Annotated in this window: 21 protein-coding genes and 3 pseudogenes; 14 read left to right on the top strand and 10 right to left on the bottom strand. The window is 42.9% G+C overall.

Going from position 1 to position 21,529, the window contains the following annotated elements:
* Nucleotides 1-115 precede the first annotated feature (115 nt).
* The 3 genes from WA1_RS49775 to WA1_RS49765 form a co-directional block, all read right to left on the bottom strand.
* Nucleotides 116-484 carry a hypothetical protein gene (locus WA1_RS49775; protein WP_017741021.1) on the bottom strand — a complete coding sequence of 123 codons (369 nt, stop codon included), beginning with the start codon at nucleotides 482-484 and terminating at the stop codon, nucleotides 116-118.
* 260 nt (nucleotides 485-744) lie between these two features.
* A complete protein-coding gene (locus tag WA1_RS49770) occupies nucleotides 745-1,338 on the bottom strand; it encodes a hypothetical protein (protein WP_017741020.1) in 594 nt (197 codons plus the stop codon).
* A 91-nt stretch (nucleotides 1,339-1,429) separates the two neighbouring features.
* Nucleotides 1,430-2,071, bottom strand: coding sequence for a cation diffusion facilitator family transporter (locus WA1_RS49765; RefSeq protein ID WP_017741019.1), 642 nt, complete (start codon nucleotides 2,069-2,071; stop codon nucleotides 1,430-1,432).
* Between the two features lie 371 nt (nucleotides 2,072-2,442).
* On the opposite strand from WA1_RS49765, the pseudogene WA1_RS61165 reads away from it, so the two are divergent.
* Nucleotides 2,443-2,631 (top strand): annotated as a pseudogene (locus tag WA1_RS61165) (hypothetical protein); the annotation flags it as partial.
* Here WA1_RS61165 and WA1_RS49755 read toward each other — a convergent pair.
* Nucleotides 2,628-3,032, bottom strand: coding sequence for an ArsR/SmtB family transcription factor (locus WA1_RS49755; protein WP_017741017.1), 405 nt, complete (start codon nucleotides 3,030-3,032; stop codon nucleotides 2,628-2,630). The pseudogene WA1_RS61165 and the gene WA1_RS49755 overlap by 4 nt on opposite strands.
* Nucleotides 3,033-3,582: 550 nt before the next feature.
* On the opposite strand from WA1_RS49755, the gene WA1_RS57920 reads away from it, so the two are divergent.
* The 3 genes from WA1_RS57920 (at nucleotide 3,583) to WA1_RS49740 (ending at nucleotide 6,519) form a co-directional block, all read left to right on the top strand.
* Nucleotides 3,583-3,750 (top strand): hypothetical protein, encoded by a 168-nt coding sequence (locus WA1_RS57920; RefSeq protein ID WP_158516802.1) that lies wholly within the window; start codon nucleotides 3,583-3,585, stop codon nucleotides 3,748-3,750.
* Nucleotides 3,751-4,203: 453 nt separating this feature from the next.
* Complete coding sequence (locus tag WA1_RS49750) at nucleotides 4,204-4,707, top strand: cupin domain-containing protein (protein WP_017741015.1); 504 nt, start codon at nucleotides 4,204-4,206, stop codon at nucleotides 4,705-4,707.
* Between the two features lie 423 nt (nucleotides 4,708-5,130).
* A complete protein-coding gene (locus tag WA1_RS49740) occupies nucleotides 5,131-6,519 on the top strand; it encodes an alkaline phosphatase (protein WP_017741013.1) in 1,389 nt (462 codons plus the stop codon).
* 359 nt (nucleotides 6,520-6,878) lie between these two features.
* Here WA1_RS49740 and WA1_RS49735 read toward each other — a convergent pair whose 3' ends face one another.
* The 4 genes from WA1_RS49735 to WA1_RS54345 all read right to left on the bottom strand — a co-directional run bounded on the left by WA1_RS49735 (nucleotide 6,879) and on the right by WA1_RS54345 (nucleotide 12,401).
* The gene (locus tag WA1_RS49735; RefSeq protein WP_017741012.1) at nucleotides 6,879-10,001 is read right to left on the bottom strand and encodes an efflux RND transporter permease subunit; all 3,123 of its coding nucleotides are present in this window, start codon (nucleotides 9,999-10,001) and stop codon (nucleotides 6,879-6,881) included.
* Between the two features lie 25 nt (nucleotides 10,002-10,026).
* On the bottom strand, nucleotides 10,027-10,299 hold the full coding sequence (locus WA1_RS49730) for a hypothetical protein (RefSeq protein WP_017741011.1): 273 nt from the start codon (nucleotides 10,297-10,299) through the stop codon (nucleotides 10,027-10,029).
* Between the two features lie 261 nt (nucleotides 10,300-10,560).
* A complete protein-coding gene (locus WA1_RS49725) occupies nucleotides 10,561-11,295 on the bottom strand; it encodes a DUF305 domain-containing protein (RefSeq protein ID WP_017741010.1) in 735 nt (244 codons plus the stop codon).
* Between the two features lie 431 nt (nucleotides 11,296-11,726).
* Nucleotides 11,727-12,401 carry a DUF305 domain-containing protein gene (locus WA1_RS54345; RefSeq protein WP_017741009.1) on the bottom strand — a complete coding sequence of 225 codons (675 nt, stop codon included), beginning with the start codon at nucleotides 12,399-12,401 and terminating at the stop codon, nucleotides 11,727-11,729.
* A 1,086-nt stretch (nucleotides 12,402-13,487) separates the two neighbouring features.
* On the opposite strand from WA1_RS54345, the gene WA1_RS54340 reads away from it, so the two are divergent.
* The 10 genes and pseudogenes from WA1_RS54340 to WA1_RS49670 all read left to right on the top strand — a co-directional run bounded on the left by WA1_RS54340 (nucleotide 13,488) and on the right by WA1_RS49670 (nucleotide 20,794).
* Nucleotides 13,488-13,841 (top strand): four-helix bundle copper-binding protein, encoded by a 354-nt coding sequence (locus WA1_RS54340; RefSeq protein ID WP_081403187.1) that lies wholly within the window; start codon nucleotides 13,488-13,490, stop codon nucleotides 13,839-13,841.
* A gap of 234 nt (nucleotides 13,842-14,075) precedes the next feature.
* Nucleotides 14,076-14,271: pseudogene (locus WA1_RS49710) on the top strand (heavy-metal-associated domain-containing protein).
* Nucleotides 14,272-14,322: 51 nt separating this feature from the next.
* Entirely contained in the window at nucleotides 14,323-16,581 is a 2,259-nt protein-coding gene (locus WA1_RS49705; RefSeq protein WP_017741006.1) for a heavy metal translocating P-type ATPase, read from the top strand.
* Between the two features lie 145 nt (nucleotides 16,582-16,726).
* Nucleotides 16,727-17,248 carry a cupredoxin domain-containing protein gene (locus WA1_RS49700; protein ID WP_017741005.1) on the top strand — a complete coding sequence of 174 codons (522 nt, stop codon included), beginning with the start codon at nucleotides 16,727-16,729 and terminating at the stop codon, nucleotides 17,246-17,248.
* A gap of 92 nt (nucleotides 17,249-17,340) precedes the next feature.
* Complete coding sequence (locus WA1_RS49695) at nucleotides 17,341-17,961, top strand: class I SAM-dependent methyltransferase (protein ID WP_017741004.1); 621 nt, start codon at nucleotides 17,341-17,343, stop codon at nucleotides 17,959-17,961.
* Nucleotides 17,962-18,094: 133 nt separating this feature from the next.
* On the top strand, nucleotides 18,095-18,508 hold the full coding sequence (locus WA1_RS49690; protein ID WP_017741003.1) for a heavy metal-responsive transcriptional regulator: 414 nt from the start codon (nucleotides 18,095-18,097) through the stop codon (nucleotides 18,506-18,508).
* 122 nt (nucleotides 18,509-18,630) lie between these two features.
* Nucleotides 18,631-18,816 (top strand): hypothetical protein, encoded by a 186-nt coding sequence (locus WA1_RS49685; RefSeq protein WP_017741002.1) that lies wholly within the window; start codon nucleotides 18,631-18,633, stop codon nucleotides 18,814-18,816.
* Between the two features lie 266 nt (nucleotides 18,817-19,082).
* Nucleotides 19,083-19,280 (top strand): heavy-metal-associated domain-containing protein, encoded by a 198-nt coding sequence (locus WA1_RS49680; protein WP_017741001.1) that lies wholly within the window; start codon nucleotides 19,083-19,085, stop codon nucleotides 19,278-19,280.
* A gap of 107 nt (nucleotides 19,281-19,387) precedes the next feature.
* The gene (fldA, locus tag WA1_RS49675) at nucleotides 19,388-19,900 is read left to right on the top strand and encodes a flavodoxin FldA (protein ID WP_017741000.1); all 513 of its coding nucleotides are present in this window, start codon (nucleotides 19,388-19,390) and stop codon (nucleotides 19,898-19,900) included.
* Nucleotides 19,901-19,912: 12 nt separating this feature from the next.
* Nucleotides 19,913-20,794: a hypothetical protein gene (locus WA1_RS49670; protein WP_033334651.1), complete on the top strand. Its 882-nt coding sequence runs from the start codon at nucleotides 19,913-19,915 to the stop codon at nucleotides 20,792-20,794.
* Nucleotides 20,795-20,866: 72 nt separating this feature from the next.
* On the opposite strand, the pseudogene WA1_RS56375 reads toward WA1_RS49670, so the two are convergent.
* Both WA1_RS56375 and WA1_RS56370 read right to left on the bottom strand, forming a co-directional pair.
* A pseudogene (locus WA1_RS56375) lies at nucleotides 20,867-21,106 on the bottom strand (ATP-binding cassette domain-containing protein); the annotation flags it as partial.
* Nucleotides 21,076-21,315, bottom strand: a complete 240-nt coding sequence (locus WA1_RS56370) for a hypothetical protein (protein ID WP_017740998.1) — start codon at nucleotides 21,313-21,315, stop codon at nucleotides 21,076-21,078. The gene WA1_RS56370 and the pseudogene WA1_RS56375, both read right to left, overlap by 31 nt.
* Nucleotides 21,316-21,529: the final 214 nt, after the last annotated feature.

Below are 21,529 nucleotides of genomic sequence, written 5' to 3'. Positions count from 1 at the left end.
TAGGTCATATTTCAATTAAATTATCATATCATTAAATGCTGATATGACAGAGGGAATAAAAGAGCCAGAGAATTTACTCACTAGCTCTTTTATGTTTCTTTTCCTTGCTAGTCCACTAGACTGGTATGAGAGTCTGACCTCGCATTTGACGCACAGCATTTATGCACACTACGCAATCGCAGCCAAATAACGCTATTGCAGTATTACTCTCTTCCTCGGTGAATTCCACATTGGTGACTTGATTTGGTTGGAAGTTCTGCGCTACTTTCACCGCTGTTTTAGGTGCAGTCGCAGCAGTTTTGCTAAGCTGCATACATACAAAGCGATGGGTTGCTGAGTGGGGGTCACGTACACAGGAAAGACGGGTTCCCATAGAAGTTCCCGTTTGAGTTGCACTAGCCGGTTGGGTCATCATCACCATAGACAGCATAGACGCAAACAGTGCAGGGCTGGAAAGTAAGGCAAGGACAAATTTTTTGTTCATCTACTTAGAAACCTCTGTGACCACACAAGGTACGGCATCAATGTTTTCACACCAATTCCAGAAAAACGTTCTGGACTATGATGCTGGTATCGACAGCCAAGTTAAATTGCTTGGCTGTCCATCTTCACTAACATATCAGTGATAACTGATATTTCCTCAAATAGCAATAGCGCTTTGCGGATATTAACGAACTCTAAAACTCAAATCACCAAAACTAATCCCTTCTGCCTTCTGGATGTAAATGTAGCGCACTTTAAAATTCAACGCTTTACAGTACGCCATACCACTATTGTTAAGATTCCCAATCCTAAAACTACTGAAGCGGCGATCGCAGGGATATTCCACTCTTGCCTAGTCGCGCTAGCTATGGTTCTCTGTGTGGGTGTTTCAGCCTTGGACGGTGGTGCAGCCACACCCGCTGCAACCGTAACATCATACTTCATCTTAAACGGCTGGAAATTGCCTTCAGTTTTGGGCGTGCAGCTTAACTCCAATTGATAAATTCCGGTATTAGGAAAGACAATATCGGCTCCGGGAATCCCTTGATACTTTTCAGCAGCAATAGCTTTAACAGTAGGTTGTAGCACTGGTGAATCACTCTCTTTACGAGGTTGTGAGTAAACAGCCATTTGACAATTAGCTTCCTCTAGCGGCAGGATTTTTCCTCCCTTACGGGTAAGTGCAACCCAAGCTCTAGCAGGCTCAAGAGCTTTCGGGCTATGGTTAGGCTCAATGTGCCAAGTGCCAGCCACATTTCCCGATACCTGAATGTTGTGGGCAGCAGCAGGAGTGACAAATAAGGCAAGAAACAGTGTGCAACTTACAGTTTTATTGATACTTGATAGGTGAGGCATAAGTTTTTGTTTGTCACTTTGGCATGAAACAACTGCCTGCGTCAAAAGACAAGCTGTCAAACTTCACGGAAGCATATTCACTTTGGTAATATCAAGTATGTTGATTGCTTAAAGTTTGCAAACTATCTCGAATTAGAGAAATAGCACTAAAGCTCAGAAGGGTGACGACAAGTAAACTAGCTACTGCATCTGCCCACAGCCAATGCCAAAAATATACAGCAATAGCAGAAAGCAACACGCCAAAAGAACTAGCAGCATCAGCAGCACTATGTAGGAAAACTCCGCGCACATTCAGGTCATGGTGACTCTCTTCATGCAATAAATGAATATTGAAGCCGTTAATTACTATGCTCAGTACTGCTACAATTAGCATCGCTGAACCTTTTACTGGCTCTGGGGATTGTAAGTGGCCAATAACTTCCCAGACAATTAGAAGTGCGATCGCCATCAAGCTCAAGCCATTCAGCAACGCCACCCAGATTTCTACGCGCTGGTATTCAGAAGTCGCCTCACCTATGAAATGACCTTGTACAAACCAGGTTACTAACATTGTCAATCCTATACTCAATAAATCTGAAAATAAATGCCCTGAACCTGCTATTAGTGATAGGCTATTGCTCCATATACCAACTCCTAGTTCTATCAAGAAGATGCTACTCCGCAGTCCCAAAACGTACATGAGTAACCGTAATTTTCCTGTACTTTGTTTAACTTCTATTTGCAGTAAATGCATTTTTCGCACTTTAAATCAGTAGAATAATTGTCAATGCCAAAGCATTTCGTTAATGAAAGTATCATTTTGATGTAGTAACCTGAGGACTGATGACGGTTTAAGCAAAATTTGTTACTGTTAGTTCCAAATCACTATTGAGTAACTGCGATCCGTAGTCGAACAGCCCGCTCTTACGCTTTTCTGTCAATTGCAGCAGCAGTTGTCACTATTGCTCTGAAGTTTGGGCTTACCTGCTAACAGGGTCAGTGGGACTGCTTTCCCATGCCATTGAATCTTGTGTGAATTTAGTGGCAGCACTGGTGGCAGTGTGAGCTTTAACCTATGCTGCCAAACCAGCCGATGCCGAACACACGTTTGGGCATTCCAAAGCTGGGTACTTCTCCAGTGGTGCAGAAGGCACGTTGATTTTGGTGGCAGCCATTAGCATCGGCTTTGAAGCCTGGGAACGCTTGTTTCATCCAGAACCGCTCACTCAACTGGGATTGGGGTTGGCACTCTCCTTAGCAGCAACGGCAGTCAATGGTGCTGTCGCCTTCATAGCTAAACAATTCAGCATCTAACCATTTGACTCATCCAAATGTTCTGTAATAGAGCGATACAGGTTGATGACGTGACTGTCAGCCAATCTATAATAGACTTTCCGACCTTCTCTACGATAACTGACTAAACGCATAGCTTTCAATAATCGCAGTTGATGAGAAACAGCTGATTCTGTCATTTTTGTTAATGCCGCTAAATCACAGACACATAATTCTTGGCTAAAAAGAGCGGATATAAGGCGTAGACGGTTTGTATCAGCCAACATCCCAAATACTTCTGCCATCTGCTGTGCCTTGGGAGTTGGTAGGATTTCCGTCTGATTTGAACGTACATTATCTAGATGCACTATGTGAGTGTCACAGGTTGGTGCATCAGAACTAGTGAATAGGTCGAAGTCTTGCTTTCCTTTGTGCTTATCCATAGGATAACTCAATGATTTTCAATCTCAATCTTAACTTAAATTGAATAGTTATTCAGTTGTAGAACTATTCAAGTATTATATAAGAAAATTAGTTCTGTTGCCTTTTTTATATAGCTGCCATGGCTCAAAACCCTTTCAAAGCAGGTAATTGGCATGAATTGCGGATTTTTTGGTTATTTATGATACTAATACAATTGACCAATCTCTAATTCGGCTCAAACATAGTTTTTTATAATTCTTTAGGCGCTGTCAGCAAAGGACACGTTGCAGTGCATACTCACAACCCTATAGGAATTCTCTGAAATGCAAGTAAAAAACGCTACAAAAATACCTTTCAAATATTCTTGTTAGCCAATGATTATAAGTAGTTATGTTTCAGAATAAACACTAGCAAAAGAATTGTTAGTTTTCTAAAGATTGTTTGTTGGCAATCACATTTTTTGTAAAGTAAGCTTAAAAAGAAAAGTTTGGAGATGTCGAACTGAAATAAATTGACGACAAGTCAATCAAAAAGACCATTTACCGTAATAATTTAGGAGGATTTTACTTCATGATGATAATCATGAAATCTGGCAGTTTGTCAGAAGAAATCGAGCGAGTTATTCAAGAAATTCGTAGTTGGAGTATCACACCTGAAAAATCTGTGGGTTACCACAAAGTGGTGATGGGTTTGGTAGGTGATGCGACGGAGATTGACAAATATAAATTTAAAATTTGATTCCCTCTGTTGAGTAGGTTCTTCGGGTTGAAAAAGCCGTATGTGAGTCTGTGCAAATGAGGAATTTGCAGCTTTGATCGACAATGCACTCGCAATACCCTTAATATATCTGCAATCGCTGTATTGCGATTGGTGGAAATTGACAAATTGTTTACATCATTCGCAAAGGCTACTACAATCAACTCCTTGCGGTTAACATACAAGCCTTGCAAGAGTCTGTTGTAGAAGTTGTGCCGGAGTTTGCCGAGCGCGATCTAATTCAGCTTGCAGGATGCTGTCAAAGATGCTGCGAGCCGATCCTCTGCTACTTTATGGCAGTAGCATAAAAATAGAATTAATACGTATTATCACTTAAACTGTGATAAGGAACTGCACCTTTTCAACAAGCAAGTACAAACACTTACTACATCTGATGCTCAGTTTAATTTCGTCTCTTATTTAAGGAGAATTACAGTGTCACAAGTTGAAATCCCAATGCAAGACCAGTACAACAATGGTGAACAGAATTCAGTCATTCCAGAAACCACATTGATAGGAAATCCTGAAGAGCCAGTGGTACTACCAGATAAAAATCGACCTGGATACTGGCTAATCGGGGACCGAGCTAGTTTTGTCGCAACTAGTGACGATACCAACGGGCAATACTCACTCTTCGATTTCTATACTGTTCCACAGGGCGGTCCTTTTCCCCACATCCATGGTTCGGAAAAAGAGTTTGCCTACATCTTGGAAGGAGAAATCTCTTATCAACTCAATGATGAAACTTTTACAGCAACTCCTGGAACATTTGTTAATAAAAACCCCAATGAAGAAGATGTTCATACATTTGCTAATTTGGGAGACACACCATCGCGTCACTTAGAGTTTGTTTTACCTTCAGGTATAGAGAACGCATTTGCAACAGTCGGTGTACCTGGCTCAGTCTTAGTTCCAAAAACCTGGTTTAATAAGATGTAAGCCTTAGTAGACCAGGTTTTGAGATTATCAAGTTGATTGTCAATAGTTTTAGCCTATTGATAATCATTTAACAAAAAATCAAGGATTTAAAAAATAAATTTCCTTCCTTTTACGTTCATTTGATTCGCAAACCAAGATGTGTGTACACGGTAGCTTGTGGGAGTGGGAAATGCTAAAGCCAGTTGCACAGAAGTAACAATATAAGTTATCAAATCTGCTAGAGCGGATGCTAAAAATATCGCTAACCTTTTGGCAATTCCTAAGAATGTACCAGAAGGGCTGGACTGACTTGCAGAAACTTCTAAATAATTTTTTACCAAAAAAGAGTTACTATTAACCCAAAATTAATCAAATCTTTTCCCTAACTTGAACAACATCTCCTAATGTGTGAATGCAAATAAAACAAGTTCATAAGAAATTTTCATGTCCTTGAAGCACAGACAAATTATTATTCCTGCTGCCATTGCCAGTGCAGCGATACTTGCTGTAGGAGCAGCTTTCGCTCAAAACATAGCAAGAGAACGCTTACAGTCAGTTCAACAGGCTATTAATCCTGGTCGCGCCAAAAACGTCATTTTGCTGATTGGTGATGGCATGGGCGATTCCGAAATCACAATTGCTCGCAACTACACAGTTGGTGCTGGCGGTCGGCTGGCTCTTGATACGCTGCCTCTAACCGGAGCAATGACAACCTACTCAGTGTTAGAGACTAACCCTAAAAAGCCTGATTATACCCCTGAGTCAGCTTCCACAGCAACTGCTTGGTCAACTGGCTATAAAACGGCGGATGGTCGGATCTCAACTGCACCTGGCACTGATGAGGATTTGACGACAATTCTTGAGCTAGCGCAAGCAGCAGGCTACCGCACTGGGAACGTGACCACTGCCGAGCTAACAGATGCTACACCCGCAGCGCCGATGTCTCATGTGAACAGTCGAGTTTGTCAAGGTCCTGCCGATATGGCACAGTGTCCCCAGGACAAGAAATCGGCTGGTGGTCCTGGCTCAATTGCTGAGCAGTCAGTCGATCGCGGGGTTGATGTTCTTCTGGGCGGAGGTAAGGCACGTTACGAGCAGGCGATCGACGGCGGTTCGTATGCGGGTCAAACTGTAATCCAGTCGGCAATTGCCCAAGGCTACCAAGTCGTCACTGACAAAGTAGGTCTACTCGCAGTGCAGCCCGGTCAGAAGCTACTGGGTTTATTTACCAATGGCAACATGAGCGTTGAATGGACTGGTTTACCAGCTGCCAAACCCGCTAGTGGACCGCAACGTTGTCAAGAGAACCAGCGACCATCGAACGAACCTAGTCTGGCTGAAATGACGAGTAAGGCAATCGAACTTCTTGACCAACAGGTTAAGCACTCAAGGCATTCGGCTAGGGGCAGTGGGCACAAAGGCTTTTTCCTGCAAGTTGAGAGTGCTTCAATTGACAAGCGGGACCACGTATCCCAGCCCTGTGAGCAAATCGGCGAAACCGTCAACTTCGATGGTGCGGTGCAAGTGGCACTCGACTATGCCAAGCAGAACCCCGATACGCTGATTATAATTACAGGTGACCATGCTCACACCAGCCAAATCGTTGAGAACGACGCTGCACCTGCTGGGTTTTCTAGCAAATTAATCACAAATGAAGACCAGACAATGACCGTTACTTATGGAACCGGTGAGACACCAACTTCTCAGGAACACACTGGAGCGCAGATCCGAGTTGCAGCCCAGGGACCACAAGCGGCTAACGTCGTAGGCGTAATTGACCAGACTGATATCTTCCGTATCATGGCTCGTGCGCTCGGCGTGGAGGAGAGGTAACATCTATATCAGGTCAGGTGCAGGCAAAAAGCTATCCCCAACTTTCAGCCAGAATCCGCGTAGCGAAGAGCTCGCGGAGTGGCTCAATCAAGTTATCTAACAGCAAATGAAAAGATTATGTAAAATGAGGAAAATACAACTGTCAAAGTAAACAAATAAATTATACATCTTTTGGTAGATGTATTGAAAAATCTAGAGTGTGAATATCCGCAAATATCTCCGCACCAAATTCTGTTTTCCTAGTTTCTGTACCAGGATGTAACTTTCATCAAAACAAAATACACTGGAATCAGTAAAAGCTATGACTCCAGTGCAATTTGTGCCTAATGATATTTTTTGACAATGTATGGTGTTAATAATTAACGCTCAAAGACCGCTCCAACTGCCTTACCATTACCTACAACTGACGAAGTTCGTGGCAATAAAATCCTACCAAATTTAGCATACAATGCGGGTAAAACTACGAGTGTCAATGCCGTAGATGTAAACAAACCACCTAACACCACGATAGAAAGAGGTTGTAAAATTTCCTTTCCAGGACCACTTTCAAAGACTAGCGGTGCTAATCCTAAAGCTGAGGTAAAAGCCGTCATCAAAATGGCGTTGAGTCGTTCCATCGTACCTTTAACCAAGATTTCTTTAACAGGCATTCCTTCAGCAAATTTGGTGTTGTAGTTATCCACCAGCAGCAACCCGTTGCGGGTAGCCACTCCAAACAGGGTGACAAAACCAACCAAAGAAGCAATGGAAATCACACCTCCAGTCAAAGCTACAGAAAATATACCCCCTACCAAAGCCAAAGGCAAGTTAATCATAATCGTCGCGGTAGAGGGAATAGATTTGACTGAAAGGTACATAATAACCGTAATGACCACGAAGGCGATCGCACTAAATATTAAAATGTTTTGTGTAGCACGTTCTTCTGCCTCAAATTGCCCTGCATACTGGATAAAGTAACCATCTCTTATCTGTACCTGTCGCTTAACTTTGTCTTGAATTTCACTGACAATAGAGCGCACATCTCTACCGCTAGTATTAGCAGAAACCACAATCAAACGGGAAACATTTTCTCTATTAATAGTGTTAGGACCAGTGCCATTGTCAATTTTGGCAACTTGTGCTAAAGGAATTTTATTCCCGTTTGGGGTATCGACGAGTAAATTACGAATAGTATCCAGGTTTTGACGTGCATCTGGTTTTAACCAGACAACTAGGTCAAAAGTTTGTTGCTTTTCCAAAACTTGGGAAACCACCCTCCCATTAAGAGCAGTTTCCATGATTTCCGCAATTTGTCCCACTGTCAAACCATATCTACTAGCTGCATTGCGGTCAAATTTAATTTGAATTTGTTCGACGGGTACTTGAGGTTCGAGTTGTAAATCTACAAGACCTTCAACACTTCCCATAATCTCATTGACCTGTTGCCCAATGGTGCGGAGTTGTTCTAAATCAGATCCGAAAATTTTGATCGCAATAGCACTCCTAACTCCAGACAACACCTCATCCATACGGTGAGAGATGAAACCTCCTATATTCGGTGCGACCCCTGGTAATTTACCAAATTCAGACCGCAACTTTTCAATTGTTCCCTCCCTGTCTTTCATTCCTTCGTCACTTAACTCAATATCTACGTGTCCTAAGTTCACCCCTGCTGCTTCCGCATCTCCTAAGGCACGTCCAGAACGCAACTGCACGTAAGGAAATCTAGGGTCATTTTTTAGTGCCGCCTGAATTGCTTCTCCTGCTGCATTTGTAGCCTCCAAAGATGTACCCGGATAAAGTGAGATAGTATTCACCAAAGTTTGCTCCTGAAACTCTGGTAAAAACACCCGCCCCAATGAGGGAACAATCGCAATAGCTGCTACTAAACTAGCAATGGCTATAACTATGATAATTCCAGAGTATCGCAGAGAGAATCCTAATAAAGGATGATAAAGCCGCTTGAAAAATCTTGCTACCCAAGGTTCCCTTTCTGGCAATTGACCGTATGGCAGCAAGATAGCGCATAAAGCTGGAGTGACCGTTAGCGCAATGAGACTGGAAGCTACAACTGCTGCTATGTAGCCAAGACCCATCGGTATAAAAATGCTACCTTCAACGCCCGTTAAAGCAAAAATTGGGGAGAACACAATCAGGGTAATAATAGTAGCTCCAAAGACCGAATCGCGCACTTCTTGACAGCCATCAAAGACAACATCTAAAACAGGACGTGGTCTGGGGGAATGTTTATTCTCTCGCAGGTTACGGTAAACATTTTCGGCATCGACAATTGCATCATCAACAGCTGAGCCAATGGCTACTGCTAACCCTCCCAAAGTCATAGTATTCAAACCCTGTCCCATCCAATTAAGTAACATTACTCCTACTAGTAAAGACAGTGGAAGGGCAGTTAAACAAACAGCTAGGTTGCGCCAATTCATTAAAAATGGGATCAGGATGAGGGCAACAATAATGCTGCCTTCAACTAAAGCTTCTCTAACATTTTCAATCGAAGAATCGATATAGTTTTCTTGACGGAAGGTTGCAGTCACTTTAACATCTTTAGGTAAGCCTGCTTTAATCTCTGACATCGCTGCTTCTATCGCATGAGTGACAGTGGGGGTATCGGCTTGAGGCTGTTTGTTAATCATCACAATAATTGCCTTTTCACCGTTATAACTACCATCTCCTCGCTTGATAGCTGCACCAATTTGTACGTCTGCAACATCTGATATTTTGACAGGTGTTCCATTGCGGGCTGCGATCGCTGATTGCTGTAATTCCTCGATAGATTCAATCCGCCCAATGCCCCGAATTAACTTTTCTCTGTCAGGAGTGATTAAATAACCACCGGGAGCATTGACATTGGCAGCATTGGCTGCTTTCACCACGTCTTCCAGAGAAACATTAAACGCTCTTAGCTTTGCGGGATCGACCAAGACTTGATATTGCCGAACGTCCCCTCCATAAGCTACGACTTGACTTACGCCAGGGACAGCTAAGAGGCGGTTTGTCACTTGCCAATCGACAATGCGCCGCAGTTCCATTAAAGAAGTACTACGAGAAGTGAAGGCGTACTGTAACACAGTCCCGATTGGGGAACTTGTGGGGGAAATTTGCGGCGTTTCCACTCCTTCAGGTAGCTTACTTTGAGCTTGTTGCAATCGTTCTGTAACTAGCTGTCGAGCTTGATAGGTATTCGTTCCCCAGTTAAAAATGATTTTAACAACGGATATTCCCGATGCACTCGAAGAGCGTACCTCTGTCACTCCTGGAGTTCCATTGATAGCACTTTCAATTGGTAAAGTGACTAAAGATTCAACTTCCTCTGGTGCAAGCCCTGGTGCTTCAGTTTGAATTTCGACTTGGGGCGGCGCAAAGCTAGGAAAGACATCCAAGGGCATTTGGATAATTGTTTGGAATATCCATAAAGTGACAACAATTGCACCTAAAATAACTAGCCAGCGGCGAGCGATCGCCCATTTGATAATGGCACTTAGCATTGTTATTAAATATTTTTAAATTATTTTATTTCCGATTCCTAAGGTTTGAATCCTGATAACTACTGTGATGGTTCTCAATCCATTTTGGATATTCCTCTGTAAAAACGACTTCTACGTCAGGAACTGAGGTGAAAACGGATTTGATTTCATTTCCCAATTGTTGTAGCCATGTTTGATAAGCAGCATCACTAAGTTGAATACGTGATTTTGCTATATCAACCGCTGCTTGAGTGCGTTTCAGTAATGTACCAGAAACGCAACGAATGGTTGTAGGTAGCTTGGCAATCGAGTTGGGCATAGTGCTTTAATAGTCTTTGAGTATTGAGTGAAGGGACTTGAGAACGTGCAGGCATTGCTTTTGGTCTATGGCACTACTGTGCCACAATATACTATTGTAAATGCATACACCACTTATTTTTACATAGAGAAATGAAATTGAGATGAAATTGCGTTTAGTTAACCCTCTTTTTAGAGAAAGCCCTAGCTGAATGTTCAACGGCAAATGCTTACACTACTTGTAGCTTTGCATATCAATGGTAAATTACTTTACACATATTTACTAGTTTGACTTATTGTACCAAGCTTGTCGCCACTGCTTCATTTGGTCAATCTCTTTTTGCTGTGAAGTCACAATCTCCGTCGCCAATTGCTTGATTTCAGGACGCTTAGACTTATTCAAGGCATCTTTAGCCATTTCCACAGCGCCTTCATGATGGACAATCATGGCATTCATAAAGCGCAGGTCGAACTCAGCATTGGCAAGTCCCAAATCCTCATCCATTGCCATACTTTTCTGTTGTTCTTTTGACATGGGTACGACAGATTTACCTTCACCACCATAGGCAACAGGCTCTGCACTCGCTTTGGGATACCAAGCTTGTCTCCACGAACGCAACATCTCGTTTTCTTCTTTGCTTTGAGTCACAATAATGTTGCGTGCCAAACTCTTAATTTCAGAGCGTTGGGATTTTTGCAGCGCTTCTTTTGCCATTGTAATTGCACCTTGGTGATGCAATCTCATCGCATCAATGAACCGCAAATCATAGTTAGCATCAGCCGGACCATTATCCATGCTATGATTCATGCCGCTACCATGATTCATGCCGCCACTGCCATGATTCATCTGCTTGTCGTTGACATCGGTTGCGGTGGTATTTGGGGCTTGGCTTTGGTTTTGGTCAGCCGTTGTAGAACAGGCTGTCAGCACGCCGCTTGTTAAGGAAGCGAGTGCTACAAAGCTAAACGCAAAAAAACCAGTTTTCCAAGAAATAGGTTGCATAGACTTGAAATTCATCTCAGGCTTACCAAGAAGTTATATTTTTCTATTTTGAACTCTCCAGTTAACTGGAGTGTCAACTATTATGTCTTGCTAAATTAGCTGAATATTAGAGCAAAATAGCAAGTTTGCTATTGGAGCAATAGAACTGCACTAATTGTTTAGTATTGCAAAGAAAAATGAAATTAGGATGAAATTCTTGTACCTGGTAGATCGTTGTAGCGACCCATATACAGGTCGCTACATATAGGAGTTATGTCGTTGTGGGCTAGCGTTATCAGCACTATCGGTTGGTTTACAGATACTCTTTTCCCCCTGCTGACCGCTTCTAGCGCCTCTAGAATTCCAGAGTTTTCTTAGGGTTTGCGGTTAACTGCTTCACACCCCTCCAGGGTCAGCCAGCAACGGAGGCGGTAGCGCTTTCAGGTACTACCGCACTACCCGCTCAATTACTCTGAATCATTCTCTGGATTAAGAAGATTGCGTTCAGGCTCAGGGGTATTTGCAGCCGAACCTGCCGCAGCTGCCCCGACATACTCTATATTGTAGATATCTTTGAGCCAGGTGCGTAGCTGATTGATTTCGCTTACTTGCTCAGTAACAACATTGGCAGCTAGGTTGACAAATTCTACGTGGTAAGCGCGATCGGTAATCTCCCCAGCTAAGATGATAGCGCCCCAATGGTGTGAGGCTAAAGTCTTCATGAATGTGATATTGAAATCATCTCCACTTAGCGCTGATAACTGACTGATTACATTTTGACCAAACCTGTTTGGTGTTGGTGAGTATGTAATGCCATACCAGTCACTCAGCCACGACTGCATTGTTTGAATCTCTTGCTGTTGAGCGGTGATGACCTGCTGACAAACCGATTTCAAGTCTTCAAGTGTAGCTTTCTGTAAACATACCTCTGACATCTCAATCGCAAAGTTGTGACCGTCAATCAAATCCCGCAGAAGCCGAATTTCAAGTTGCGTCAGCCTGTTTCTTGGAGCAGGTTGGCTTGCTACTATCGGCTCAATCGCAATAGTAAAAGCACCTAAGGCGGGTGTCAGGGCTAGAATCACTTGTAAGCTGATGCTAGCTGTTAAACGTGGTAGTGAGTTTTTGTTGTTATGCAACATCTGTTTTATTTTTAAGGATGCCTTTTTCATCCTGAAAAAAGTAAATGAAACAGCAAAACTTACACATGAGTTACCATTACAGGAATTGGGCAGATCTAGATGGTAAAAAACCTTTGAGTTACTAAAGCGTTTGACCAACACTTTGGGTTAAGCCATGCTTAGAACTAAAGAGAGCTACTGCTAACTTCTTGTTAAAAGTGCTAGTTAATTCCTGCTTATGCCAATGTTGTAACACTAAACTTAATACTGGGAACACCAAATATAAATTAGCCTAGTGTGGCATTGGATTTGGTAATAGAAACACGAGCTTTGTAGGGAAGCAGTAGAATATTGTTCAGGTTAGCATACTAGGCTTGGCACCCAGTATATTGTTTGTTATACGTGTACTCATGCACTCCTCATGTTGTTGCCTGATTGTTGTATTGAGCTTTCAATCAAAACACTACAAACAAGAATTGTTGAACTAGAACAACCTTTTTTTCTTATCCCTAGATTTTGGGATGACCAGCGTCAACAATGTAGCAACTAAAACTAAAAACAGATTAAGATTATGTAGAGTAGAGCGCTTCTGTCTATAGATACAAATGTTTTTTATGTATTTGTAACTACCTCAGAAAAAAATTTCATCTTAATTTCATTTCTTTATGCTTAATGACTTGCAATGTTTGCAAAGCAGTGTATATTTTTGTTTTCATATGCTAATGAAATTCTGGTGAAATCTTGATCGAACAGACGCTAAAAGCGTTAGACATACAAAAATGAAATCAGCATGAAATCGTTATCCTTGTAATTCTTACTACAAATAAACAGTTATGCATAGAGAAATGAAATCAGGATGAAATGAGTATCGTTCATTAGAAATAAATAATTATCACGTCATTAGGAAGACGCGATCGCACTCATTAGTTCTTAATGTAAGGGCGAAGAGGTATAAATGCTGCCTCTTGTACAACTAATATCAAATCCGTTTGTATCGAAATTCTTTCTCTATCCTCTCTCTGGTGCGATCTGGTGCGTCTGGAGCGGTTTTTTAATCATTCAAATACTACCGGATTTGATATAGTGTCTTTTAGTAGGAGTTAGATTATGGCAGTATCTCAATCTCACCAATCCCTGCTTGAAACTTGCATTCAGAATTGTTTTGATTGCCTGCGTGATTGCGAAAACTGTGCCGATGCCTGCTTAAGTGGCGATATGGTACAGATGATGGTTCAGTGTATCAAGCTGTGCCGAGATTGCGCTGACACTTGCGATCTGTGCGCCCGTTTCATGTCTCGCAATTCGGCTCTCCATGCTCAAATGTGTAAGATCTGTGCTGAAGCTTGCGATCGCTGTGCGGCTGAGTGTGAAAAGCATGACCACGACCACTGCAAACGCTGCGCCGCATCCTGTCGCCGTTGCGCTGAATCCTGCCGTCAAATGGCTGGAGCAATGGCATAAGTTGCGTTTGCAGGCTTCAACTATGATGAAGTAAGAACATAAAACTGAAAGCGTAAGGGGCACGTCATTACCGTGCCCTTTGTCGTACAAGTTTGTAATAATGAAGCACGCTTAAACTAGGCTACCTTATCCTCCCTTTGATAGATCTTCAAAATTTGCTTTCGCTCCCCCTTGACTCTCCAGTTTGCTGGAGACTTCAAAATGAAAGTAATTCATAGCAAGAGGATTGAAATCATAACTTTACAACTTAAAGTTCCCAACATGGCGTGTTCGGCTTGTAGTGAAACGATTGCAAAAGCAGTCAAAACGGTTGACCCTGCCGCAACCGTTCAGGCTAACCCAAAAACGGGCGTTGGTCAGCATTGAGACTCAAGCATCTGAGGCGATTGTGAAACAAGCTATTACTAACGCAGGTTACTCAGTCGCCTAGCCGCCAATATTCCTAAATACCGAATACTAGTGCGTGTTAAGGAGTCACTTAATGGAAAATACTACACTTAAGTTGCTCGGCATGAGTTGTGCCTCTTGTGCCAGCAACATCGAAGATGCAATCCGCTTAGTTCCAGGAGTTGAGGCGTGCAGCGTTAATTTTGGTGCGGAACAAGCCACTGTCACCTATGACAAGAGCAAAACTAATGTAGCGGAGATTCAGGATGCAGTTGATGCAGCTGGATACTCAGCTCAGCCCATACAAGACGACGTACTTGCAAAAGAAGATGATGCGGAACGGCTTGCACGGCAAGTCGAAAATCGGGACTTGACCCGCAAAGTTTGGGTCAGCGCCATCGTCAGTGTAGTTCTGGTCATTGGTTCGCTGCCTGCCATGACGGGATTACAGATTCCTTTTATTCCCATGTGGCTGCATAATCCCATGCTCCAGCTCGTACTGACGGCTCCAGTGCAGTTCTGGGCTGGTGGTGCTTTCTACGTCAATGCTTGGAAAGCTCTGAAGCGCCATACGGCAACAATGGATACGCTGGTGGCGATCGGCACGGGGACGGCTTATCTCTACTCTCTGTTTCCCACTTTCTTTCCCCAGTGGTTCATGGCTCAGGGACTTCGACCAGATGTGTATTATGAAGCAGCGGCTGTCATCATTGCACTCATTTTGCTCGGACGACTGTTGGAGAATCGCGCCAAGGGACAAACCTCCGAAGCGATTCGCAAGCTTGTAGGCTTGCAAGCAAAAACAGCGCGGGTGATTCGCAATGGTAAAGAGGTGGACGTTCCCATTGCTGAAGTCGTTTTGGAAGATGTCATTCTGGTGCGTCCTGGTGAAAAAATCCCGGTCGATGGAGAGATCGTTGAGGGTTCTTCAACCATTGATGAGGCGATGGTAACAGGCGAGAGTGTGCCTGTGAAAAAGCAACCGGGTGATGAAGTGATTGGAGCCACAATCAATAAAACCGGAAGTTTTAAGTTTCGAGCAACACGAGTCGGTAAAGATACATTCTTGGCGCAGATTGTCAAGCTAGTGCAGCAAGCGCAAGGTTCAAAAGCACCGATTCAGCGATTGGCAGATCGCGTCACCGGATGGTTTGTGCCTGCGGTCATTGCCATTGCGATCGCCACGTTCATCATCTGGTACAATGTTATGGGCAACGTCACGATGGCATTAATTACAACTGTGGGTGTGTTAATTATTGCTTGCCCGTGTGCCCTTGGCTTGGCAACGCCAACTTCTATTATGGTGGGAACGGGTAAGGGTGCAGAAAATGGTATCCTCATTAAAGGGGCAGAAAGTCTGGAACTCGCGCACAAACTCAAGACTGTCGTTCTCGACAAAACGGGTACAATTACGCAAGGTAAGCCCACCGTCACCGACTTTGTAACTATCAACGGTACAGCCAATGGCAATGAGCTAAATCTTCTGCGCCTTGCAGCATCCGTCGAACGCAATTCAGAGCATCCTCTAGCTGAAGCGGTCGTAAATTATGCCCAATCTCAAGGTGTGCAGTTAACTGATGCACAGGAGTTTGAAGCAATCGCTGGTAGCGGTGTACAAGGGTATGTGTCAGATCAATGGGTACAAATTGGCACTCACCGTTGGATGAACGAGTTAGGAATTGATACAGGTGCATTGCAGGAACATTGGGATCGTTTGGAGTATCTCGGTAAGACGGTTATCTGGATTGCGGTAAATCGCAAAGTCCAAGGGATTATGGGCATTGCCGATGCGGTGAAACCATCTTCTGCAAACGCGATTCGCACATTACAGAAAATGGGATTGGAAGTAGTCATGTTGACCGGGGACAATCGCCGCACAGCCGAAACGATCGCTCGTGAAGTAGGTATCAAACGAGTTTTTGCCGAAGTTCGCCCGGATCGGAAAGCCCAGACAGTTGAGAAACTTCAGTCGTCAGACCAAATTGTGGCAATGGTCGGGGATGGCATTAATGATGCACCAGCGCTGGCTCAAGCCGATGTCGGGATAGCAATTGGCACAGGTACAGATGTGGCGATCGCAGCTAGTGACATCACCCTCATCTCCGGGGATTTACTGGGGATTGTTACCGCCATTCAACTCTCTCGTGCCACGATTCGCAACATTCGTCAGAATCTCTTCTTCGCCTTTATCTATAACGTCGCTGGTATTCCAATTGCAGCAGGAATTCTTTTCCCCTTCTTCGGTTGGCTGCTTAGCCCCATTATTGCAGGTGCAGCAATGGCGTTTAGTTCCGTCTCCGTAGTAACAAATGCGCTGCGTTTGCGAAATTTCCGACCTAAAACAATTGGTTGAATAAATCACAGTGAGTAGTAACGATGCTGAAGAAAGCAACATTTTTCGCAACTTTGACAGGATTGGGATTTTTGCTAGGAGCCATTTCCGGCGCATTAGCGTAGCTTGCAATGTAGTTAGATTCGCCAACGGAGGCGTTTAAATAATGAACAAAAGAGTCATCATTGGCAGTATTGCCAGTTTGGGATTAGTGCTTGGAATTGCTTCAAACTCCGCAGTTGCACAAATGTCCCACGAACAGATGCAACCATCTCAAACAAAGCAAACGGGTCAGTTCCGTCGTATCGAACAATCCTTATGGGCAAAAGGAGCCGTTACTGCTGGCGGATTAGGATTGATAGGACTGGAGTTATGGTGGTTTTTGCTGAGTAAGCCAAAGTCGCAAAAAGCACAATCAAAGCAGGGCATCCAGGAGGTAACAATTACCGTTGATGGTGGGTATGAACCAAGCCAAGTGGTAGTTAATACAGGTCAAAGAGTCCGACTCAACTTCTACCGCAAAGACCCCAGCAGTTGCCTTGAAGAAATTCGATTTCCTGATTTCCATATTGCCCAAGAGCTACGCCTGAACAAAGTGACTCCGATTGAGTTTACTCCCAACCAACCAGGAACTTACACCTTTACCTGCGGCATGAATATGTTTCGCGGTGTCTTGGAGGTTAGGTAGCGTGCAGAATAGGGGGTTTCCTCCACGCGCTGTTACCGAATCCTTCGGGGTGAAAACAGGCGAAAATAGTTAATTTTAAAGGATTTAGAATCATGGGGTTTTACTCACAAGTTATTTTACCGCGCTTTTTAGATTGGAGCTTATCAGACCCAAATTTAGCCAAATACCGTCAGGAACTACTCGTAGATGTCAAAGGAGAAGTTCTAGAAATTGGTTTTGGAACTGGATTAAATCTCGCCTTCTATCCTCCACATATTCATAAAATTACTACTGTGGATGCAAATCCTGGTATGAATGCTTTGGCAAAAAAGCGTATTAGTAACTCGAATATAACAGTTGAGCAATTAACGCTATCGAGTGAAAATTTACCAATATCAAATAATACTTTTGATAGCGTTGTTAGCACTTTTACATTATGCAGCATTGCCAATGTAGAGCAAGCACTTCAAGAAATTTACCGCATCCTCAAACCAGGTGGTAGGTTTTTCTTTTTGGAACATGGGTTAAGCGATAAACCTAACATACAGGTTTGGCAACATCGGCTCACACCTATTCAAAAAGTAATAGCGGATGGATGTCATCTCAATCGAAACATTCGGGAATTGGTAGAGGAGCAATTTGATGAGGTTGAACTTAAACAATTTACACCTGAAAAAATGCCAGATATTATGGCTCATCTATATAAAGGAATCGCAACTAAGAGCGCAGCATGAATGATCCCGATAAAAAATGGTAATTACTTGACAAGCAAAAGTGAATAATTTGACGTTTAGTCTTAACCCTCTAGTTAACTAGAGAGTTTATATGATAAAGCAAAGTAAGAGGTTTAGCGAGGGGCTGTTAAATATGTTACTCAAAGAACAAGGAAAACAAATTGGTGTTGTTGCTAAAGAAAGTGGTGTACCGATTAAAACTATTCGTTACTACGAAGAACTGGGCTTGCTCAAGGCTTCGGATCGAACTGAGGGTGGATTTCGATTATTTAACTCAAATGTTTTTGCCCGCCTAAGCTTTATCAAGCGTGCCCAGAGCCTTGGATTGAGCTTGTTAGAGATTAAAGAGTTTTTGGATGTGCATGACCAAGGGAATTTACCCTGCGACCACATCCAAGCAAAACTGAATGATAAAATTGCAGCAATCGAATACCAAATCGAACAGCTACAAGTATTGAAGATAGAGTTAGAAGGGCTGCTTTCAGGCTGGGAACCTGTTTCTGAAATACCTGAAAATACCATCTGTCCGATTATCGCTCCGACTTAAAAAATCAATCCTGTAATGAGCAGGATAATCTACCATTTTTGATTCTCTAGTTAATTAGAGAGCTTAGGCGTGCTCTGAGTTAAAAGATGGTTATACCACTGACCAACTTGGAGGTAATGAATATGCTTCTGTTCTTCCTTGTTTTGCTGGTGATTGGTTTAATGGCTGGCTATATTAGCATCAATTGTAGCGATGAAATAGGAAGCTTATTAGGCTTGTTATCAGCTATTAGTTTACTCACAAGTTTAGTTTTTGCCCCTTGGCCAATTCAGTTGTTGCTCCTTGTGCATCTCATCATTAAGCACTAGAGAAGGGGGAGTTTTGCAGTTTTGTTTTTTAAAGAGACTTTATCCTTGTAAAAATAAAAATAAATCAAAAACTAGGATTTATTGTAAGTCATTCTTATCTTACTCCCTTCCCGCTAGAAGATTACCAAACACTCAACAAAATTTTTGGCATTCCCCTTGACTCTCCAGTTAAATGGAGGATTTAAGGTGATTTTAGATGAGGTGGAGTTCTTCAATCACACATCTAACTCCACAACAAATTATCCAAAAGAAGGTTATTTACAGCTATGACACTACAACTTAAAGTTCCTAAACTGGTTTGCTCTGCTTGCGCCAAAACTATCACTGAGGCCATTAAAAAGGTTGATGCTAACGCTATTGTTCAAGCTGACCCAAAAATGAAATTAATTAACATAGAAACTCAAGCACTCAGAACAGATATTGAGACGGCGCTCGCGTTAGCAGGGTATCCACCATCTGCCTAATTTGCATTCCTATTATTCCACGATCAGCTATTAGCAGAGCATCAGATAATAGCTGAATTTTGGAACAACTCTCAAATATTTTCATGCTAATCAGTAAGGAGATAAACATGGCTAAGATTGGCTTATTTTACGGAACTCAAACTGGGAATACCCAAACGGAAGCCGAACTTATTCAGAAAGAGTTTGGTGGCGATAGCGTTGTTGATATCTACGACATTTCTAAAGTAGAATCGAGCGATTTTGAGAACTACAGCTACATCATCATTGGTTGCCCTACCTGGAATGTGGGTGAACTGCAAGACGACTGGGATAATTTCTTTGACGAGCTAGACAATATCGATTTTAGCGGCAAGAAAGTTGCTTACTTTGGGGTTGGCGACCAGAACGGCTACCCCGACTCTTTTCAAGACGCAATGGGCATCTTAGAAGAAAAGATTTCAGAACTTGGGGGTGAAACCGTCGGCTACTGGTCAACTGAGGGCTACGACTTTACGGAGTCAAAAGCAGTGCGTGACGGTAAGTTTGTTGGTTTAGCGCTAGATGAAGATAACCAATCTGAGTTAACACAACAACGCATCAAAACTTGGGTTGCTCAGTTGAAACAGGAATTTGCACTCTAGGAGGTAAGTTTCATGAAGATATTGATGACTGCGATCGCTACTACTGCAACTCTATTATTTGCACAAAGTTGCTCGACATCACCTAATACTCAAGAACCGTCAACGGCAGTTTTAGCTCAACAGCACAACGACAAGCATTCAACACAAGTGGGAAGTCACGCAGGACATTCGATGCATAGTTCAAGTGACACAAAAACAAATGCAGCGATTCAAGCAAAACTTACGGTTCCAGAAACGGTCGCAGTTAATGCTCCTGTCCCGTTAGTAATTAATGTTCAAGATGCAACAGAGAAACCTATCGACAAGTTTGATGTTTCTCACGAACAACTCATGCATCTCATCGTAGTCAGTGATGACCTTCGGTTTTTCGATCATCTGCATCCACGTTATGAAGGCAACGGGCGTTTTACCGTCAAAGCGCAATTGCCCAGATCTGGAGGGTATACACTTTTTAGCGACTACAAACCCACTGGACAACCCGCTCAAGTCTCGACACTCAAAACCCAAGTTCCAGGGAACAGTTCATCTTCCCCGGACGTAAACTTCAAGCGTAGTCAAACATTTACCAGCACCAAGGTCAATTTAGAGCTACCTACTGAAACGGTCAAAGCGGGTGAGGAAGTTGCTGTAACGTTCAATCTCAAAGGCGCTAATAATCAACCTGTCACCGATTTGCAGCCTTACATGGGGGAACGTGGACACTTGGTAATTCTGCGTCAATCCGCCTCACTCACCTCAGCTGATTACATCCATGCTCACGCGGTAAAAGATACAACTCCTGGACGGGTTCGGTTTCTGACTAGTTTTCCTCAACCTGGACTATATAAGCTTTGGGGACAGTTCAATCGCAATGGTGAAATTGTCACGGCTGATTTTTGGGCTAAGGTGAACTAATAAAGAACGGGTACTACAGTTTTGATGCATTCTAATTTCTCAAGATTTTACATCGCTTTAATTGTTGGTGATTTATGGAATCTTCTGAGTCTCAACCTTCAAATAGTAAACATCATCTAAAATGCGATTATCATGTGTCACCAACAAAATAGGGCATCCCTGCGCTTGTGCTAGTTGCTGCGTCAGTTCCACTACGTCTTGCCCTGACTTACTATCTAAAGCAGCAGTTGGTTCGTCGGCTAAAATCAGCTTGGGGTGACTAACTAGGGCGCGGGCGATCGCTACTTTTTGTTTTTGCCCGCCAGAGAGGCTGCAATAGTTACCAAACTTACAGCAAGGTTAAGAGGTACTGCTTGACGTGCTTGGTATCCTAAAACACCTGCAAGCACTGGTAAACGAAACTCAGCACTACCCAAACCGATTAAACCTCCTAAAACACCAATTGGTATGGCATAGGCAAAAGCCAAGCAAGAAAGGCGTTTTTGAAAAATGCCACCCAAAAAAGATGTATTTTTGCCCATGCGTGCTTGCTAATCTTTTTACTCAGTTTATCAGCTATCTACGCTATCGCGATCTTGGCATCTTCTGTACTTGTGATAATGACAACATAAAAAGTGCTCTGTTACTTTCGTTTCTGTTTGTAAATTTTTTGTTAACAAATCAATTTTTTTTGAAATAATTAAGATCGTGCCTCTACTTAGGAGTAATGTATGCTAGCGTCAAAAGTTTTAGAAT

Source organism: Scytonema hofmannii PCC 7110 (assembly GCF_000346485.2).
Classification (GTDB): Bacteria; Cyanobacteriota; Cyanobacteriia; order Cyanobacteriales; family Nostocaceae; genus Scytonema; species Scytonema hofmannii.
This window is presented reverse-complemented; position numbering and strand designations above follow the sequence as displayed.

Coding starts and splice junctions, on each gene's coding strand:
- WA1_RS49775 (WP_017741021.1), bottom strand. CDS start 484: ATGAACAAAAAATTTGTCCTTGCCTTACTTTCCAGCCCTGCACTGTTT.
- WA1_RS49770 (WP_017741020.1), bottom strand. CDS start 1,338: ATGCCTCACCTATCAAGTATCAATAAAACTGTAAGTTGCACACTGTTT.
- WA1_RS49765 (WP_017741019.1), bottom strand. CDS start 2,071: ATGCATTTACTGCAAATAGAAGTTAAACAAAGTACAGGAAAATTACGG.
- WA1_RS49755 (WP_017741017.1), bottom strand. CDS start 3,032: ATGGATAAGCACAAAGGAAAGCAAGACTTCGACCTATTCACTAGTTCT.
- WA1_RS57920 (WP_158516802.1), top strand. CDS start 3,583: ATGATGATAATCATGAAATCTGGCAGTTTGTCAGAAGAAATCGAGCGA.
- WA1_RS49740 (WP_017741013.1), top strand. CDS start 5,131: ATGTCCTTGAAGCACAGACAAATTATTATTCCTGCTGCCATTGCCAGT.
- WA1_RS49735 (WP_017741012.1), bottom strand. CDS start 10,001: ATGCTAAGTGCCATTATCAAATGGGCGATCGCTCGCCGCTGGCTAGTT.
- WA1_RS49730 (WP_017741011.1), bottom strand. CDS start 10,299: ATGCCCAACTCGATTGCCAAGCTACCTACAACCATTCGTTGCGTTTCT.
- WA1_RS49725 (WP_017741010.1), bottom strand. CDS start 11,295: ATGAATTTCAAGTCTATGCAACCTATTTCTTGGAAAACTGGTTTTTTT.
- WA1_RS54345 (WP_017741009.1), bottom strand. CDS start 12,401: ATGTTGCATAACAACAAAAACTCACTACCACGTTTAACAGCTAGCATC.
- WA1_RS54340 (WP_081403187.1), top strand. CDS start 13,488: ATGGCAGTATCTCAATCTCACCAATCCCTGCTTGAAACTTGCATTCAG.
- WA1_RS49705 (WP_017741006.1), top strand. CDS start 14,323: ATGGAAAATACTACACTTAAGTTGCTCGGCATGAGTTGTGCCTCTTGT.
- WA1_RS49700 (WP_017741005.1), top strand. CDS start 16,727: ATGAACAAAAGAGTCATCATTGGCAGTATTGCCAGTTTGGGATTAGTG.
- WA1_RS49695 (WP_017741004.1), top strand. CDS start 17,341: ATGGGGTTTTACTCACAAGTTATTTTACCGCGCTTTTTAGATTGGAGC.
- WA1_RS49690 (WP_017741003.1), top strand. CDS start 18,095: ATGTTACTCAAAGAACAAGGAAAACAAATTGGTGTTGTTGCTAAAGAA.
- WA1_RS49685 (WP_017741002.1), top strand. CDS start 18,631: ATGCTTCTGTTCTTCCTTGTTTTGCTGGTGATTGGTTTAATGGCTGGC.
- WA1_RS49680 (WP_017741001.1), top strand. CDS start 19,083: ATGACACTACAACTTAAAGTTCCTAAACTGGTTTGCTCTGCTTGCGCC.
- fldA (WP_017741000.1), top strand. CDS start 19,388: ATGGCTAAGATTGGCTTATTTTACGGAACTCAAACTGGGAATACCCAA.
- WA1_RS49670 (WP_033334651.1), top strand. CDS start 19,913: ATGAAGATATTGATGACTGCGATCGCTACTACTGCAACTCTATTATTT.
- WA1_RS56370 (WP_017740998.1), bottom strand. CDS start 21,315: ATGGGCAAAAATACATCTTTTTTGGGTGGCATTTTTCAAAAACGCCTT.